Origin of the sequence: Streptomyces sp. NPDC018045, from assembly GCF_044327445.1 — a bacterium.
In the GTDB taxonomy this organism is placed as follows: domain Bacteria; phylum Actinomycetota; class Actinomycetes; order Streptomycetales; family Streptomycetaceae; genus Streptomyces.
Map to the genome: position 1 here is coordinate 397,815 of NZ_JBIRFL010000006.1, position 15,255 is coordinate 413,069.

At 74.5% G+C, this 15,255-nt stretch carries 14 protein-coding genes; 7 read left to right on the plus strand and 7 right to left on the minus strand.

The genetic code is table 11. From position 1 onward, the window contains the following. Positions 1 to 223 precede the first annotated feature (223 nt). The 6 genes from ACH4EB_RS17650 to ACH4EB_RS17675 all read left to right on the plus strand — a co-directional run bounded on the left by ACH4EB_RS17650 (position 224) and on the right by ACH4EB_RS17675 (position 6,263). Positions 224 to 1,432, plus strand: coding sequence for a hypothetical protein (locus ACH4EB_RS17650; protein ID WP_398348420.1), 1,209 nt, complete (start codon positions 224 to 226; stop codon positions 1,430 to 1,432). A 148-nt stretch (positions 1,433 to 1,580) separates the two neighbouring features. After that, positions 1,581 to 3,098: a glycoside hydrolase family 3 protein gene (locus ACH4EB_RS17655; RefSeq protein ID WP_398348421.1), complete on the plus strand. Its 1,518-nt coding sequence runs from the start codon at positions 1,581 to 1,583 to the stop codon at positions 3,096 to 3,098. 89 nt (positions 3,099 to 3,187) lie between these two features. Continuing rightward, positions 3,188 to 3,853: a papain-like cysteine peptidase gene (locus tag ACH4EB_RS17660; protein WP_398348545.1), complete on the plus strand. Its 666-nt coding sequence runs from the start codon at positions 3,188 to 3,190 to the stop codon at positions 3,851 to 3,853. 9 nt (positions 3,854 to 3,862) lie between these two features. Beyond that, on the plus strand, positions 3,863 to 4,621 hold the full coding sequence (locus ACH4EB_RS17665; RefSeq protein ID WP_398348422.1) for a PIG-L deacetylase family protein: 759 nt from the start codon (positions 3,863 to 3,865) through the stop codon (positions 4,619 to 4,621). Beyond that, entirely contained in the window at positions 4,618 to 5,394 is a 777-nt protein-coding gene (locus ACH4EB_RS17670; protein ID WP_398348423.1) for an ABC transporter ATP-binding protein, read from the plus strand. Before ACH4EB_RS17665 ends, ACH4EB_RS17670 begins: the two co-directional genes overlap by 4 nt. After that, positions 5,391 to 6,263: an ABC transporter permease gene (locus ACH4EB_RS17675; RefSeq protein ID WP_398348424.1), complete on the plus strand. Its 873-nt coding sequence runs from the start codon at positions 5,391 to 5,393 to the stop codon at positions 6,261 to 6,263. Before ACH4EB_RS17670 ends, ACH4EB_RS17675 begins: the two co-directional genes overlap by 4 nt. Before the next feature lie 96 nt (positions 6,264 to 6,359). Here ACH4EB_RS17675 and ACH4EB_RS17680 read toward each other — a convergent pair whose 3' ends face one another. Continuing rightward, entirely contained in the window at positions 6,360 to 6,581 is a 222-nt protein-coding gene (locus ACH4EB_RS17680; RefSeq protein ID WP_398348425.1) for a dodecin, read from the minus strand. Positions 6,582 to 6,770: 189 nt separating this feature from the next. On the opposite strand from ACH4EB_RS17680, the gene ACH4EB_RS17685 reads away from it, so the two are divergent. Then, complete coding sequence (locus ACH4EB_RS17685) at positions 6,771 to 8,216, plus strand: amino acid permease (RefSeq protein ID WP_398348426.1); 1,446 nt, start codon at positions 6,771 to 6,773, stop codon at positions 8,214 to 8,216. 142 nt (positions 8,217 to 8,358) lie between these two features. On the opposite strand, the gene ACH4EB_RS17690 is transcribed toward ACH4EB_RS17685, so the two are convergent. From ACH4EB_RS17690 to ACH4EB_RS17715, 6 genes are all read right to left on the minus strand, one after another. After that, on the minus strand, positions 8,359 to 9,042 hold the full coding sequence (locus tag ACH4EB_RS17690) for a transglycosylase SLT domain-containing protein (protein ID WP_398348427.1): 684 nt from the start codon (positions 9,040 to 9,042) through the stop codon (positions 8,359 to 8,361). A gap of 585 nt (positions 9,043 to 9,627) precedes the next feature. Then, positions 9,628 to 9,840, minus strand: coding sequence for an EF-hand domain-containing protein (locus ACH4EB_RS17695; protein WP_398348428.1), 213 nt, complete (start codon positions 9,838 to 9,840; stop codon positions 9,628 to 9,630). Positions 9,841 to 9,962: 122 nt separating this feature from the next. Next, positions 9,963 to 12,389 carry an excinuclease ABC subunit UvrA gene (uvrA, locus tag ACH4EB_RS17700; protein WP_398348429.1) on the minus strand — a complete coding sequence of 809 codons (2,427 nt, stop codon included), beginning with the start codon at positions 12,387 to 12,389 and terminating at the stop codon, positions 9,963 to 9,965. Between the two features lie 89 nt (positions 12,390 to 12,478). Beyond that, positions 12,479 to 13,756 carry an NAD(P)/FAD-dependent oxidoreductase gene (locus ACH4EB_RS17705; protein ID WP_398348430.1) on the minus strand — a complete coding sequence of 426 codons (1,278 nt, stop codon included), beginning with the start codon at positions 13,754 to 13,756 and terminating at the stop codon, positions 12,479 to 12,481. Further along, the gene (locus ACH4EB_RS17710) at positions 13,753 to 13,947 is read right to left on the minus strand and encodes a ferredoxin (protein ID WP_030022493.1); all 195 of its coding nucleotides are present in this window, start codon (positions 13,945 to 13,947) and stop codon (positions 13,753 to 13,755) included. The genes ACH4EB_RS17705 and ACH4EB_RS17710 overlap by 4 nt, the downstream gene beginning before the upstream one ends. A gap of 43 nt (positions 13,948 to 13,990) precedes the next feature. Further along, positions 13,991 to 15,232 carry a cytochrome P450 gene (locus ACH4EB_RS17715; protein ID WP_398348431.1) on the minus strand — a complete coding sequence of 414 codons (1,242 nt, stop codon included), beginning with the start codon at positions 15,230 to 15,232 and terminating at the stop codon, positions 13,991 to 13,993. Positions 15,233 to 15,255 lie beyond the last annotated feature (23 nt).

Below are 15,255 nucleotides of genomic sequence, written 5' to 3' on the forward strand. Positions count from 1 at the left end.
GCCACCACGCTGGCCGGAATGTACGGGTCAACCAGATTGGTCTGGACCACGAAGGTGGGGGCGGTTAGGGTCCTTCCCGTACGGCGCACCGGCCGTACGGACCCCGCACCGCCCTGCTCACAGCACCGCCCCGCCGGTCCGGTCCGGCGCGCTCCGGCGCGGACCGCGCCGCGCCGGCACCCCGCTTCGCCACCCCCGCCAGCTCTGCCCCTGGGACCGGTCCATGATCGAAATCGTGGTCGTACTCCGGGTCGAGGACGCCGTCCTCGACTTCCTCTCCGTCCTCACCGACCCCGACCCCGGCGGCGGCCCGGCCGCCGTGGTCCTCGCCGACCGCGGCGACATCCTCCGGCTGCCCGCCGGTACGCCGCCGGCCGAACGGCTCGCCCTGCTCGCGCCGTACGTACGGCCGGCCGAGGAGGACGCCGCCTCGCCCGGCCCCGCCGCCCTCGCCGACCTGGTGCGCCGGGCCGCCGACGGCCACTCCGCCCGCGTGTGGACCCACTCCCCCGCCGACAACCGGCGCAGCCGGGGCCGCGTCGGCCGGGACACCGCCATCGCCTGTGCCGGTCCGGCGGACACCACCGGCGACACCGCCGGCGACACCGCCGCGCCGGTGCTGACCGTGCGGCACGCCGTCGGGTACTCCCCTTACCTCCAGTTCGTCAGCGACCTCGACCGCCCGCTCGACCGCGAACGGATCGCGGCCAAACTGGACTTCGTCAACCGCTCGGCCCCCGGGCTGCTCACCACCTCGTCGCCCGAGTTCATGGTGCAGACGCCCCGCATCCCGGCGGCCGAGCGGTTCTTCGCCGCCGACCCCACCGAACGCGAACGGCTCTTCGCCCTGCTCGCCAGCCTGGGCGACGAGGCCGCCGCCGTCGCCGACCCGTGGGAGTTCGCCACCTCCCCGTACGAGGCCCGGCGCCTGGACGCGACCGCCGCCTGGGTGCGGCGGCACTGCCCGCCCGGCGGGAAACCGCTGGTGGAAGTCGGCGCGTGTGAAGGCGCGTTGACGTCCCGGCTCGCGGCGGACGGCTTCTGCGTGTACGCCACCGAACCCAACCCGCGCTTCCGGGCCCGGCTCGACGCCGCGCCGTGGGACACCGGCACCGTACAAGTCGGCGCCGAAGACCTCGCCGGGCTGGCCAAGGAAGGTCCGGAGGGCGCCGCGTACCTGCTGATCGAAATGCTCTACTACGGCCAGGACCTCGCACTGCTCGACGACCTGCCCACCGACCTGCTCTTCCTCGCCCTGGAACCGGAGGCCCTGGAGACCCGGCTGCGGCCGTGGCTCGCCGCGTCCGCGGTGTGGCGGGCCGTGGAGGAGACCCCGCTCGTCACCCCCCGGGTGGAGCCGGTCTGCGGCGGCCGCGCCTACCTGAGCAAGCGCGGCAGCGTCGGGCTCGCCCTGCGCCGGACCGGCGGCTGACCCGCCACACCTTCTCCGGCGGGCCCGCCCGCCGCGCCTTCTCCGGCGGCCCCCGCTCGCCGTTCGCTCCCCGCCGCGCCGCCACCCGCCGCGGCCCGGCCGTCCGCCGGGCCGCCGCATTCCCCTTTCCCCGTACCGGAAGGCCCCCATGCGCGCCGACATCTCCCTGGTCAACGCCTGCCTGCTCCCCGCCTACGCGGGCCGCTCGCCCGCCGACTGGATCCTGCGCGCGGCGGACGAGGGCCTGGCGGGCGTCGGCCTGTTCGGGACCAACTTCCCGGCAGGCGCCGGGTCGTTGCGCGACGAGGTCACCGACCCACTCCGCGCGGTCCGCCCGGACCTGCTCATCGCGCTGGACGAGGAGGGCGGTGACGTGACCCGGCTCGACTACCGCCGCGGCAGCGTCTACCCGGGCGGCCACGCCCTCGGCGCGGTCGACGACACCGGGCTCACGCGGGAGGTGGGCGCGGCGATCGCCCGCGACCTGCGGGCCGAGGGCGTCAACCTCTGCCTGGCCCCGTGCGCGGACGTCAACTCCCGCCCGGACAACCCCATCATCGGCGTCCGCTCCTTCGGCGACCGCCCGGACCTCGTGGCGCGGCACACCGCGGCGTACGTCGAGGGGATGCAGGGGCGCGGCGTCGCCGCCACCGTCAAACACTTCCCCGGGCACGGCGACACCCGTACCGACTCGCACTCCGAACTGCCGGACATCGACCGCGACGCGGCGTCCCTCGACGCGGTGGACCTGCCGCCGTTCCGCGCCGGGATCGCGGCCGGCGCCAAGGCCGTGATGACCGGTCACATCCGGCTCTCCCGGCTGGACGGCCTGCCCGCGACCCTGAGCCGGCGGATCGTCACCGGCCTGCTGCGCGAACGGCTCGGCTACCGGGGCGTGGTGCTGACCGACGCGCTGGAGATGGCACCGGTCGTACGGCGCTGGGGGTACGGCGGCGCGGCGGTCACCGCGCTGGCAGCCGGCGCGGACCTCGTGGTGCTCGGCGCGACCGACGGGGAGAAGCTGCTGCCCGAGATCCACGACGCCGTGCAGGAGGCGCTGGACCGGGGCACGCTGACCCTGGAGCGGGTGGCGGAGGCGGCCTGCCGGGTCGCGTCGCTGCGGGCCTGGGCCGACCCGGCCAGACGCGCCGGGGCGCCGGACGGCGGGCCGCCCGTGCCCGACAGGCACCGCGCGCCCGTCGGCCTGGTCGCCGCCCGCCGGGCCCTGCTCGCGCACCGCGTCCCCCGGGCCGCCGGCGGCCGGCGCCTGCACACCGTACGCCTGGCCGCCGAGGGCAACATGGCGGCGGGTGAGGCGCCGTGGGGCCTGGCGGCCCCGCTCCGGGACCTCGGTGCGCCGGCTTTCTCCGCCGACGTGGAACCGGGCACCGATCCGGACACGGTCGTCCCTCCCCCGGCCGACGGTGGTCTGCTCGCGGTCGTCGTACGGGACGCGGAGCGCGACCCCTGGCAGCGCGCGCTGCTCCGGGCGCTGCGGTCCCGGCGCCCGGACCTGGTCACCGTGGAGATGGGCCTGGCCCCGGCCGGCCCGCTGCCCGCCGACGCCCCCGCGACGCTGTTCACCCGCGGCGCCGGACTGGCCAACGCCACCGCGGCGGCGGAGTACCTGACCGGCCGTGCCTGGCACGGCCCGCTGCGCCGATGAGCTCCGGCCTGACCCGCGCCGGGGCGGCGGGCCCGCCCCGAGCCCCGGCCCCGGGGGCGGCGACCGGGTACGGACCGGGAGCGGCCGGCATGTACGACCACTGCGTGGGCCTCGGCTACCACTGCGAGTCCACGTACCAGATCCGGCGCGTCACCGGTGTCACCCGCGCCCACTTCTTCGACTGGCTGGACCTCGACTTCGCATCGGTCGTCGAAGCCGTGGCGGAGGACTTCCGCACCGTGCTGCGCCCCGGGCTGGTCGAGCCGTTCGACGAGGGCCGGTGTGCCCTGGACCGGGGCTCCGACATCCGCTTCTACCACGAGTTCCGCCCCGCGGCCGGCGCCGGGACGCCCCTCACCCAGCAGGACATAGACGCCCAACTCCCCCGCGTACGAGCCAAGTTCGCCGCCCTGGCCGGGCGCTGGCGGGACCTCGCCGGATCCACCGCCCGGGTCCTGTACGTCCACCACGACGCCTGGGACGAGCTGACCGCCGCCGACCTGCGCCGGCTGCGCGCGGTGATCGCGGCGCAGCATCCGGGCCACCGCTTCGGCCTGCACTGGCTGCGCCGCACCGCCCCGCCCGACGCCGCCGCGCTCGGCCCCGGCATCACCTGGGGCACCGTCGCCGCGGCCCCCGGCCGCTGGGAGGGCGACGACGCCGCCTGGGACGCCGCCCTCACCCCCGTCCTCATGCCTCCCCACGACCCGTCCGGGCCCGGCCCCAGGCCCCCCGCCGCACCGCCCCAGCACTAAGGAACCCGCATGACGCCTCCCCCGCCGCGCACCGTCATCCTCTCCCCGCACTTCGACGACGCCGCCCTCTCCCTGGCGGGCCTGATCCCCCGGCTCCCGGGCCCGGTCACCGTGGTGACCGTGTTCGGCGGCGCGCCCGCCGCGCACCACGCCGTCTCCTGGTGGGACAGCACCTGCGGCTTCTCCACCGCCGCCGAGGCGTACCGCGCCCGGCTCGCCGAGGACGCGCGGGCCGCCGCGCTGCTCGGCGTGGACCGGACCGTACTGGACCACCCCGACGGCCCCTACGGCGCAGGGGACGAACTGACCGGCCTGGACGCCTTCCTGAGCGCCCTGCCGAACCCGTTCCCGCTCGTCCTCCTGCCCCTCGGCACCAACCAGCCCGACCACGAGCGGGTACGCGACCGCGCCCTGCGCGTCCTCGACGACCTGGGCGCGCCGCCGCCGCTGCTGTACGCCGACCTCCCCTACACCGGCCACCTGCCCGAGTGGGGCGCCCCGGACACCGACCGCGCCCTCGGCGGCAGCAAGGCCTACGGGGTCGCCTACCAGGACCTGCTGACTTGCTACCGGCTCGACCTCGCGCACGACCTCGTCCTCACCGACGCGGAGTGGGCCCGCAAGCGGGAGGCGGTGCTCTGCTACGCCTCGCAGCTCGCCCCGCTCGCCGCCGACCACGGCAGCCTGCTGGCCCGGGGCGGGCCGCTGCGCGCCGAGCGCGTCTGGTCGCCGGTACGCCGCCCGCAGCCGGCCGGGGCCGTCGCATGACCGCGCGCGGCGCCGCGCCGCAGCCCGTCCTGGAGGCGCACGACCTGGTCAAGGAGTACCGCCGCGGCCGGGTCGTCGACGGCGTGCGGCTGACCGTGCGCGAGGGCGAGCGGGTCGGGCTGCTCGGCCCCAACGGCGCGGGCAAGACCACCACCCTGCTGATGTGCCTGGGAGCGGTCGCGCCGGACGGCGGCAGTGTGCACGTCCTCGGCCACCGGCTGCCCGCCGGACGCCCGGCCGCCATGCGCGGCGTCGGCTTCGCGGCCGGTTATCTGCCGCTCCCCGACCGCCTGCGGGTGCGCGAGTACCTGCGGTTGTACGCGGACCTGTACGGGCTGCGCGCCCCGCGCGCGGCGGTGGAGGGCGCCCTGGACCACTTCGGCATCGGCCATCTGGCCACCGCGATCGGCACCGAACTCTCCAGCGGCCAGCGGACCCTGGTCGGCATCGCCAAGGCGTCCCTGCACACCCCCCGGCTGCTGATCCTCGACGAGCCCACCGCGGCCCTGGACCCGGACATCGCCCTGCGGGTCCGCACCGGGCTGCTGGACCTGTGCGCCCGGCACGGCACCGCGCTGCTGGTGACGAGCCACGACATGGTCGAGGTGGAGCGGCTGTGCGAACGGGTGGTCTTCCTGGCGGCCGGACGGGTGACCGCGGACGGCACGCCCCGGGAGGTGGCGCGGCAGTTCGCCCAGGACGACCTGGAAGGGGTCTTCCTGCATCTCGCGGAGGAGCGCGACCGGGAGCGGGAAGGGGCCGGTGCCGCGTGAGCGCCGTCGAGACACCCGGCCTGCGCGGCCCCGCCGCGGCCAGTGCGCACCGGGTCGGCGCCGTCGCCCGCCGGCACTGGCTGGTGCTGCGCCGCAGCCCGCACCGGATCTTCGACGTGCTGGTGTGGCCGGTCGTCGACACGCTGCTGTACGGCTCCATCGGCCTGTTCGCCGCGAAGGCGACGGGCGGCGGGACGCAGCCGGGCGCGGACACCGGCGCGGACCTGGGCGCCGCGCCCACCTTCGCGGTCTTCCTGCTCAGCGGCACGGTCCTGTGGCATCTGGTCCATCAGGCGCAGATCTCGCTGGCCACCGGCTTTCTGGAGGAGACCTGGTCACGCAATGTGGTCGGGCTGCTCAGCACGCCGCTGCGGGGCTGGGAGTACCTGGCCGGGGTGGGGCTGTTCGCCCTGGTCCGTACGGCGCTGAGCACGCTCGCGGTGGCCGCGCTGGCCTTCGGCGCGTACGCCTTCGACGTGACGTCCCTGGGCCTGGGGCTGATCCCCGTCGCGGCGCTGCTCCTGCTGTGCGGCTGGGCGGTGGCCCTGGCGGTGGTGGGTCTGGTGCTGCGCTTCGGCAGCGGCGCGGAGGCACTGGTCTGGGGCGGGCTCTCGGTGGTGATGCCGCTGTCCGGCGTGTTCTACCCCGTCTCGACGCTGCCGTCGGCGCTCCGGCCGGTCGCCGAGGCGCTGCCCACCACCCACGTCTTCGCGGCCGGGCGGGCCCTGGCCGGGGGCGGGCCCACGCCGTGGCACGAGCTGGCCGTGGCCACGCTGGGCACCGTGACGCTGCTGCTCCTGGCCCTGTTCTTCCTGGGCCGTATGGTGGCGGCCTTCCGGCGGCGCGGGCTGGTGACCCGGTACTCCTGAGGGCGGGGCCCCGGGTGGCACGCCACGGCGCGCCATTCGGGGCCCCTCCCAGCCGCTCAGGCTCTGTGGGCCCCCACCCGGCCGCTCAAGGTTCTGTCAGCCCTCCTCGGAGTCCTCCAGCCGGAACCCGACCTTCAGCCCGACCTGGTAGTGCTCGATCTCCCCGTCGACGATGTGGCCGCGTACCTGTGTGACCTCGAACCAGTCAAGGCCGCGCAGCGTGCGTGCCGCCCGCTTGACGCCGTTGCGGATCGCGGCGTCCACGCCCTCCGGGGAGGTGCCCACGATCTCCGTGACCCGGTACGTGTGATTCGACATGTCCGCTCCCTTCGTCCTGCCGGTGTCCGTGCCGGCTGCCCGTACGCGGCCTCGTACGGACCGCCGCACGCCCGGGTGCCCGGATTCACCGGTTCCACTCCGCCCCGCCGGACAGTCGCCTTCCCCTGCCGCCTCCGAGGGGCCATGATGACCGGCCGTCGGGCGACGACGAGCGGAAGGGGTGCGGTGATGCGCGCGGGGCAGGGAGTATGGCGGCGTAAACCGATCGGGCTCATCCGGGAGGCGGAAGGCGGGTCGGGCGAGCAGCTCAACCGGGCGCTGGGACTGTGGCAACTGACGGCCATCGGCGTCGGCGGCATCATCGGGGCGGGCATCTTCACGCTCGCCGGGACCGTCGCGAACGGCAAGGCGGGGCCGGCGGTGCTGCTGTCGTTCCTCGTCGCGGGCGTGGCCAGCGCGGCGGCCGCGTTCTCCTACGCCGAGTTCGCGGGGCTCATCCCGAAGGCGGGCTCGGCGTACACGTACGGTTACGCGGTGCTGGGCGAGCTGGCGGGCTGGTTCATCGGCTGGGACCTGCTGCTGGAGTACACGGCGATCGTGGCGGTGGTCGCGATCGGCATCTCCGGCTACTTCGGCTTCCTGCTCGGCGAGCTGGGGGTGGGGCTGCCCGCCTGGATGCTGGGGGCGCCGGGGACCGGGGCGGGGCACCGGGTGGACCTGTTCGCGGCGGCGCTGTGCCTGCTGATCGCGTACCTGCTGACGCTGGGCATCAGGAACGCGGCACGCTTCGAGACGATCGTCGTGGGCCTGAAGGTGCTGGTCGTGCTGCTGGTCATCGGCGTGGGCTTCTTCCATGTCGAGACGGGGAACTACACGCCGTTCTTCCCCTTCGGTGTCGGCGGTGCCTTCACGGGCGCGGCCACGGTCTTCTTCGCGGTGTTCGGCTACGACGCGATGAGCACCGCGGCGGAGGAGTCCAAGGACGCCCAGCGCCACATGCCGAAGGCGATCCTGTACTCGCTGCTGATCTCGATGGTGCTGTACGTGCTGGCCTGCCTGGTGCTCACCGGGATGCAGGACCACCGGGACATCGACCCGGAGAGCGGCTTCTCGACGGCGTTCAAGTCGGTGGGGCTGAGCGGCCTGGCCGATGTGATCGCGGTGGGCGCGATCATCGGCATCCTCACCGTGATGTTCACGTTCATGCTGGGTGCGACGCGGGTGTGGTTCTCGATGAGCCGCGACGGGCTGCTGCCGAAGTGGTTCGCCAGGACCCATCCGCGGCGGCAGGTGCCGACCCGGGTGACCTGGATCGTGGGGGCCGCCTCGGCCGCCATCGCGGGCCTCCTGCCCATCGGGGAGGCCGCCGAGCTGACCAACATCGGCATCCTGCTGGCGTTCGTGGTGGTGTGCGTCTCGGTGATCGTGCTGCGGTACAAGCGGCCCGACCTGCCGCGCACGTTCCGTACCCCGGGGATGCCGGTGGTGCCCGCGATCGGGGTGGTCTTCTCGCTCTGGCTGATCACGTTCCTGGAGTGGCGGACGTGGCTGCGCTTCGCGGTGTGGCTCCTGGTCGGCCTGGTCATCTACTTCGCGTACTCCTGCCGGCGCTCCGAGCTGGCGCGGGCGGAGCGGGAGAGCACCGGGCCGGAGGGCCGCGACGAGCGGCGGTGACCGCTGCCCCGGACACGACGGAGCGCCCCGGGACCGTGGTCCTGGGGCGCTCTCGTGTCAGCGTGCGGCCGGGGCCCGCGCGGCCCGGGAGGGTGGTCCCGGGCAGTGCGGTCCGTGCGCCGCGGCTGCCTGCTCATCGGGCTCAGTACGCCGAGTTGACGTTGTCCATGGAGCCGTAGCGATGGGCGGCGTAGTTGGCGGCGGCCGTGATGTTGGCGACCGGGTCGGTCAGGTTGTTGGCCGTGCCCTCGACGTGGTAGCGGTCGAACGTCGGCTGGATGACCTGGAGCAGGCCCTTGGACGGGATGCCGTTCTTGGCGTTGATGTCCCAGTCGTTGACGACGTTCGGGTTACCGCTGGACTCCCGCATGATGTTGCGGTGCAGGCCCTCGTAGCTGCCGGGGATGCCCTTCTCCTTCATGATGGCCAGGGATTCCTTGATCCAGCCGTCCAGGTTGTCGGCGTACTTCGGCTTGGGGGCCTCGACCGGCTTGCGGTCGGCGGCGCGGCTCGCGGCCTCCTTGGCCGTGTGGCCCTGGGCGGCCACGGCGGTGACCTTCACCGAGTCGGCGAGGGTGGCGGTGCCCGTCGCACCCTTGGCGGCGTCGGCCTGCTTCTCGGCGGCCTTGGTCTTCGCACCCGCGGGCTGACCGTTCGCGGAGACCGGCTTGACGGCGGCCGGGGCGGCGGCGGTGGCGGCGTGCGCGTCACCGGTCGCGGCGGGGACCGTCAGGGCCGCGGTCGCGCCGGCGGCGGCCAGCACGGCTACGGAGAGCTTGTGGGTCTTGTTCATGCGGACGGAGCGGAGCAGGGTGTGAGCGGTCATGCGGGGAAATCCTCTTCCAATCACTGAAATGGGCGGGCGGCAGCCATTGGCGGGGAGGTACGAGCAGGAAGCCACTGGCGGCACAGAACCGAGTTCTTGTCCGCGTCCGCCCTGAGGCATTTACGCGACGCTTCAACCCGGCGCCTTAGCAATGATTAGCGACGCTCAAATCGGAAAGCAATAGTCGCTCACCGGGTCCCGGCTACGGCCCCTTTACGTAGCGAAGGTCTTTCGGCGCCGGTCAGTCCATGAGCGCGGGGCACGGCGGCACGGCGGCGGTTTACTAAGAAAGGCCGTAAGGGACCGAAGTCCCGTGCTGCGCGTCACGTTCGGGGCCCGGCGGACCCCTCGGCGAAAACCGCTTGAAATGGCCCTGGAACCCGTTTTTCAGTCCATGCACGGAAACCCTTGTGGCCCCCGTCACCATTTACCGGCGCACCGCGCATGAAGGTGGCGCCGGTCACCCGGAAAAGGGATTGATCGGGGAAATCTATGAGCGCAATAGGTGTTCCGGAATCAAAAACGCGGCCGGCCGGTCGGCCGGCCGCGTGTGCGGCCCGTGCGGGCGTCGGGCGCCCGGGAGGGTCAGCCCCGCAGCGACGAGTGGAACTCCTCGAAGGAGAGCCTGCCGTCCGCGTCGGCGTCCTTGGAGGCGATGAGGGCCTCGGCGACCGGCCCGGTGACGAAGGGGTCCCCCATCTCCGCCATCGCCCGCTTGTACTCGTCCACGGTGATCAGGCCGTCCCCGTCCGCGTCGAACCGGTTGAACGCCGCCTTGGCCGCCTCGATGTCTGCCACGGGAGTGCCCCCTTGAAGTCGCTGTACCACTGAGTTGACCTGGGTACATTAACCGACTGTCACCATCGGGTTGACTCCGCCCCGGCCCGCCCCGTCCAGCCCGCCGGGCCCTCGCGTCCGGCTCAGCGCCCGGTGCGGCGCGCCAAATAGGTCGCCGTACGGCTGCCCGGCGCCGCCGCCACCTCGGCCGGGGTGCCGGTGGCCACGATGCGGCCGCCGGCCGCGCCGCCGCCCGGCCCCAGGTCGATGACGTGGTCGGCGCCCGCCACCACCCCCATGTCGTGCTCGACGACCACGACGGTGTTGCCCGCGTCCACCAGCCCGTGCAGTTGCCGCAGCAGCACCTCGGTGTCGGCCGGGTGCAGGCCGGTGGTGGGCTCGTCCAGCAGGTAGAGGGTGTGGCCGCGGTGGGCGCGCTGGAGTTCCGTGGCCAGCTTGATGCGCTGGGCCTCGCCCCCGGACAGCTCGGTGGCGGGCTGCCCCAGGCGCAGGTAGCCGAGGCCGACCTCCTGGAGGGTGCGCAGGCTGCGGGCGGCGGCCGGTACGTCGCCGAGGAAGTCCGCCGCGGCGTCCACCGTCATGCCGAGCACGTCGGCGACGGTACGGCCGCGGTAGGTGATCTCCAGGGTCTCGGGGTTGTAGCGGGCGCCGTGGCAGGCGGTGCAGGGCGCGTACGTACCGGGCAGGAAGAGCAGCTCGACGGCGACGAAACCCTCGCCCTGGCAGGTCGCGCAGCGTCCGCTCGCCACGTTGAAGGAGAAGCGGCCCGCCGTGTAGCCGCGGGCGCGGGCCTCGTCGGTGGCGGCGAAGACCTTGCGTACGGCGTCGAAGAGGCCGGTGTAGGTGGCGAGGTTGGAGCGCGGGGTGCGGCCGATGGGCTTCTGGTCGACGCGGACGAGCCGGCCGACCGCCTCCAGGCCGGCGGCCCCGGCGAGCCGTGCCCGCGCGCCGGTCCCCTCGTCCTCGTCGTCGGGGCCGGCGCCGAGGTGGTCCGTGACGGCGTCCGCGAGGACCCGGGTGACCAGCGTGGACTTGCCGGACCCGGAGACGCCGGTGACGGCCGTGAAGACGCCGAGCGGGAAGGTGGCGTCCACCGCGCGCAGGTTGTGCAGGGTGACGCCGTGCAGGGAGAGCTGCCCGACGGGCTCGCGGGGCGGGCGCGTGGCCGGCGGCGCGTCGTCGAAGAGGAAGCGGCGGGTGGCGGACTCGGTGACCTGGGCGAGGTCCGCGACGGGCCCGCTGTGCAGGACCCGCCCGCCGTGCTCCCCCGCCCGGGGCCCGACGTCCACGATCCAGTCCGCGTGCCGCACCACGTCCATGTCGTGTTCGACGACGAAGAGGGTGTTGCCCGCTTCCTTCAGGCGGCCGAGGACGGTGCGCAGCGCCTCGGTGTCCGCCGGGTGGAGGCCCGCCGAGGGCTCGTCCAGGACATACACGACGCCGAAGAGGCCGGAGCGGAGCTGGGTGGCCAGCCGCAGCCGCTGGAGTTCGCCGGAGGACAGGGTGGGGGCGGGCCGGTCCAGGCCGAGGTAGCCCAGGCCCAGCTCGGTGAGGACGTCGATCCGGGCGACGAGGTCCCGGGCCAGGGTCGGCGCCACCCCGTCGTCCGCGGCCTCCGCCGTGGGCCGCAGCACCCGGGCCAGGCCGCTCAGCGGCATTCCGGACAGCTCCGCGATGTCGTGGCCGGCGAAGGTGACGGCCAGCGCCCGCGCCCGCAGCCGCCGCCCGCCGCAGGCGGGGCAGGGCGCGGAGACCAGATGGCGCTGGACGCGCCGGCGCAGCGTCTCGCTCTTGGAGTCGGCGAAGGTGTGGAGTACGTAGCGCCGGGCGCTCATGTACCGGCCCTGGTAGGGGCGGTGGATGCGGCCCGCCTCGCGTACCGGGTGCACGGTGACGACGGGCTGCTCGTCGGTGAACAGGATCCAGTCCCGGTCGGCGGCCGGCAGGTCCCGCCACGGCTTGTCGATGTCGTACCCGAGCGCGGCCAGCACGTCCCGCAGGTTCTTGCCCTGCCAGGCGCCGGGCCAGGCGGCGACGGCGCCGTCGCGTACGGACAGCGACGGGTCCGGTACCAGCGACTCCTCGGTGACCCGGTGGACGCGGCCCAGCCCGTGACACTCCGGGCAGGCGCCGGCCGCGGTGTTCGGCGAGAAGGCGTCGGAGTCCAGCCGCTCCGGCGCGTCCTCGGGATAGGTGCCGGCGCGCGAGAACAGCATCCGCAGGGTGTTCGAGAGGGTGGTGACGGTGCCGACGGAGGAGCGGGAGGTGGGGGCCGAGCGCCGCTGCTCCAGGGCGACGGCGGGCGGCAGTCCGGTGATGTCCTCGACCTTGGGGGCGCCGACCTGGTGGATCAGGCGGCGGGCGTAGGGGGCCACCGACTCGAAGTAGCGGCGCTGCGCCTCGGCGTAGACGGTGCCGAAGGCGAGCGAGGACTTGCCGCTGCCGGACACTCCGGTGAACACCGTGACGGTGTCCCTCGGGATGTCCACGTCGACACCGCGGAGGTTGTGTTCACGGGCGCCGCGCACCCGTACGTACGAGTCGGTCATGCCTTCCATGATCGGTCACCGCCGGGCGGCGGCGCGCGGGCCCGTCCCCACGGTCGGGGTCGGGGTCGGGGACGGGCCCGCGGCGGCCGTCACGCGAGGGCGTTCCGTACGCCTTCGCGGGCCTCTTCCCAGGGCGCGGGCGTGGCGATCAGCGCCCGCAGGCCCCTGACCTGGCGGGGCGGCACTCCGATCGCCAGGACGCCGGTGGCCTGTCCGTCGCGCCCGTAGAGGGCCACGGCCTTCCTGGCGTCCGGGTCCAGGACGGTGGCCTCGGACCGGTCGGCGCCGTGCAGCACGCCGTACGCCTGGAGCTTCAGGCCGTACTGGTCGGACCAGAAGTACGGCACCGGTGTGAAGGGGCGGCGCTCCCGGCCGGCGGCGGGCGCCAGGGTCCCGTCGTCCGGCAGGGTCTCCGCCAGCTCGGCGAGGAGATTGCGGGCGGCGGCCATGCCCTGCTCGGTGGCGTTCATGCGGTGCTCGACGCGCAGGTGGCGCCCGTGCACCGGGTGCTGCCAGCGGGCCACGTCACCTGCGGCGTAGACGCCGGGCGCGGCCGCGCAGTACGCGTCGCAGCGCAGCCCGTCGGTGGTGTCCAGGTCCGGGGCGCCGTGCAGCCAGCCGACGGCGGGTTCCGAGCCGATGGCGACGAGGACGGTGTCGGCGGGCAGCCGGGTGCCGTCGGCCAGCCGTACGGCGGTCACGTGCCGCGCGGGCCCGTCCCCGTCCGCCTCGAAGCCGCCGACGGCCGCGGTGCGCAGCTCGACGCCGCGCTCCCGGTGCTCGGCCGCCAGCAGTTCGCCGATCCGCGGCCCGACGGTGCGGGCCATCGGCAGCGCCTCGCGCCCGACGAGCGTGACGTCGTGGCCCAGCTCGCGTGCCACGGCCGCGGCCTCGCAGCCCAGTACGCCGTTGCCGACGACCACGAGGCGCCGGCCCGTGCCGGACAGCCGCTCCTTGAGGGCGAGCGCGTCGTCCAGGGTGCGCAGGGTGTGCACACCGTCGAGACCGGCCGCCGCCGGCAGGGTGCGGGCGGCGACGCCCGTCGCGACGATCACGCCGTCGCAGGCCAGCCGCTCGCCGCCGGCCAGGGTGAGGGTGCGGGCCGCGGTGTCCAGGCCGGTCGCCCGGGTGCCCAGCCGCAGGTCGAGGCCGAGGGCGTCGAGCTGTTCGGCGGCGCGCAGGTGCAGCTTGTCGGGCTGCCAGGCGCCCTGGAGGAGCTGCTTGGACAGCGGGGGCCGGTCGTACGGCGGGTGCGGCTCGTCCCCGACGAGGGTCAGGGTGCCGGTCCAGCCGAAGCGGCGCAGGGCCTCGGCGGCGGCGAGGCCCGCCGCCGAGGCGCCCACGACGGCGATGCGGCGCGGGCTCACTCGTGCACCTGGATCACGGCGGCCGGGCAGATGGCGGCGGCCTCGCGGACCATGTCGTGCTGGTCGGCGGGCGGCGCGGCGTCCAGGAGGACGACCACGCCGTCCTCGTCACGCTGGTCGAAGACGTCGGGGGCGATCAGCACGCACTGTCCGGCGGCGCAGCACTTGTCGGCGTCGAGGGTGATGTTCATGGCAGGTGGCTCCTGAGGGCAGGTGGGGCGGGGAGAAGGGGGGTCACCAGGTGACGGGCAGGGTGTGGCATCCGTAGATCGCCATGTCGCTGCGGAACGGGATCTCGTCGACCGGGACCGCGGGTCGCAGGCCGGGGAAGCGGCGCAGCAGAGTGCCTATGACGACCTGGAGCTCGACGCGGGCCAGGGCCTGGCCGAGGCACTGGTGGATGCCGTAGCCGAAGGCGACGTGGTGCTGGGCGTTGGGGCGGCACACGTCGAGCGCGTCGGGGTCCTCGAAGACCTCCGGGTCGCGGTTGGCGGACGGTACGGCCACCACGACGCCCTCGCCGGCCCGGATGAGCTGCCCGCCGATCTCGATGTCCTCGGTGGCGGCGCGGCGCGGGCCGTTGCGGATGATGCTGTGGAAGCGCAGCAGCTCCTCGACGGCGCCCCGGATCAGGCCCGGCTCGGCCCGCAGCCGGTCCGCGGTCTCCCGGTCGCGCATCAGGGTCAGCGCGCTCAGGCCGATCATGTTGGCGGTGGTCTCGTGGCCCGCGATGAGCAGCAGGGCGGCGAAGGCCACCACGTCGTCGTGGGTGATCTCGCCCGGTACCTGCTGCTCGGTGATCAGGCGGCCGAGGATGTCGTCGCCGGGCGCCGCCTCCTTGGCGCTCACGAGCTGGTGCAGGTAGGTGCGCAGCTCCTGCCGCGCGCTCTCCCGCTCGGCGTCGCCGACCGTACGGGACAGCAGGGTGCCGGTGAGCCGCTGGAACAGCTCGTGGTCGTCGTAGGGGACGCCGAGCAGCAGGCTGATGACCAGGGAGGGCACCGGCAGCGCCAGCGCCTCGACGAGGTCCACGTCCTGGCCCGCGCGCCGCTCCATGGCGTCGCACAGCTCGTCGGTCAGGCGCTGGATCTCGGGGCGCATCGCCTCGACGCGCTTGACCATGAACTCCCGGGTGACCATGCGGCGCAGCCGGGTGTGCTCGGGCGGGTCCATGCGGATGAAGCCGCGGTGCTCGGTGGTGACGCCGCCGGTCATGCCGCTGAGCGGGTAGCCGGGGCGGGTGGTGTCGGAGCTGAAGCGGGTGTCGCCGAGGATGGCGCGGATGTCGGCGTACCGGGTGGCCAGCCAGGCTTCGGTGCCGTCCGGCAGCGAGATCTTCGACAGCGGTGCCTCGGTGCGCAGTCGCGTGAACTCGGCGGGCGGGTCGAACGGGCAGCCCTGCGGCGGCTGCACGGGCAGCGGGGGCGCGGCGGCCGGCGCGGGGGCGGGGGCGGGAGAAGCGGGAGAGGGGGGCATGTCGCTCCTTGGGGAGCACGCGG

Bases quoted from the DNA above. Each gene is read 5' to 3' on its own strand.
- ACH4EB_RS17670 (WP_398348423.1), top strand. From the start codon at position 4,618: ATGACCGCGCGCGGCGCCGCGCCGCAGCCCGTCCTGGAGGCGCACGAC.
- ACH4EB_RS17655 (WP_398348421.1), top strand. From the start codon at position 1,581: ATGCGCGCCGACATCTCCCTGGTCAACGCCTGCCTGCTCCCCGCCTAC.
- uvrA (WP_398348429.1), bottom strand. From the start codon at position 12,389: ATGACCGACTCGTACGTACGGGTGCGCGGCGCCCGTGAACACAACCTC.
- ACH4EB_RS17710 (WP_030022493.1), bottom strand. From the start codon at position 13,947: ATGAACATCACCCTCGACGCCGACAAGTGCTGCGCCGCCGGACAGTGC.
- ACH4EB_RS17665 (WP_398348422.1), top strand. From the start codon at position 3,863: ATGACGCCTCCCCCGCCGCGCACCGTCATCCTCTCCCCGCACTTCGAC.
- ACH4EB_RS17660 (WP_398348545.1), top strand. From the start codon at position 3,188: ATGTACGACCACTGCGTGGGCCTCGGCTACCACTGCGAGTCCACGTAC.
- ACH4EB_RS17685 (WP_398348426.1), top strand. From the start codon at position 6,771: ATGCGCGCGGGGCAGGGAGTATGGCGGCGTAAACCGATCGGGCTCATC.
- ACH4EB_RS17680 (WP_398348425.1), bottom strand. From the start codon at position 6,581: ATGTCGAATCACACGTACCGGGTCACGGAGATCGTGGGCACCTCCCCG.
- ACH4EB_RS17690 (WP_398348427.1), bottom strand. From the start codon at position 9,042: ATGACCGCTCACACCCTGCTCCGCTCCGTCCGCATGAACAAGACCCAC.
- ACH4EB_RS17715 (WP_398348431.1), bottom strand. From the start codon at position 15,232: ATGCCCCCCTCTCCCGCTTCTCCCGCCCCCGCCCCCGCGCCGGCCGCC.
- ACH4EB_RS17650 (WP_398348420.1), top strand. From the start codon at position 224: ATGATCGAAATCGTGGTCGTACTCCGGGTCGAGGACGCCGTCCTCGAC.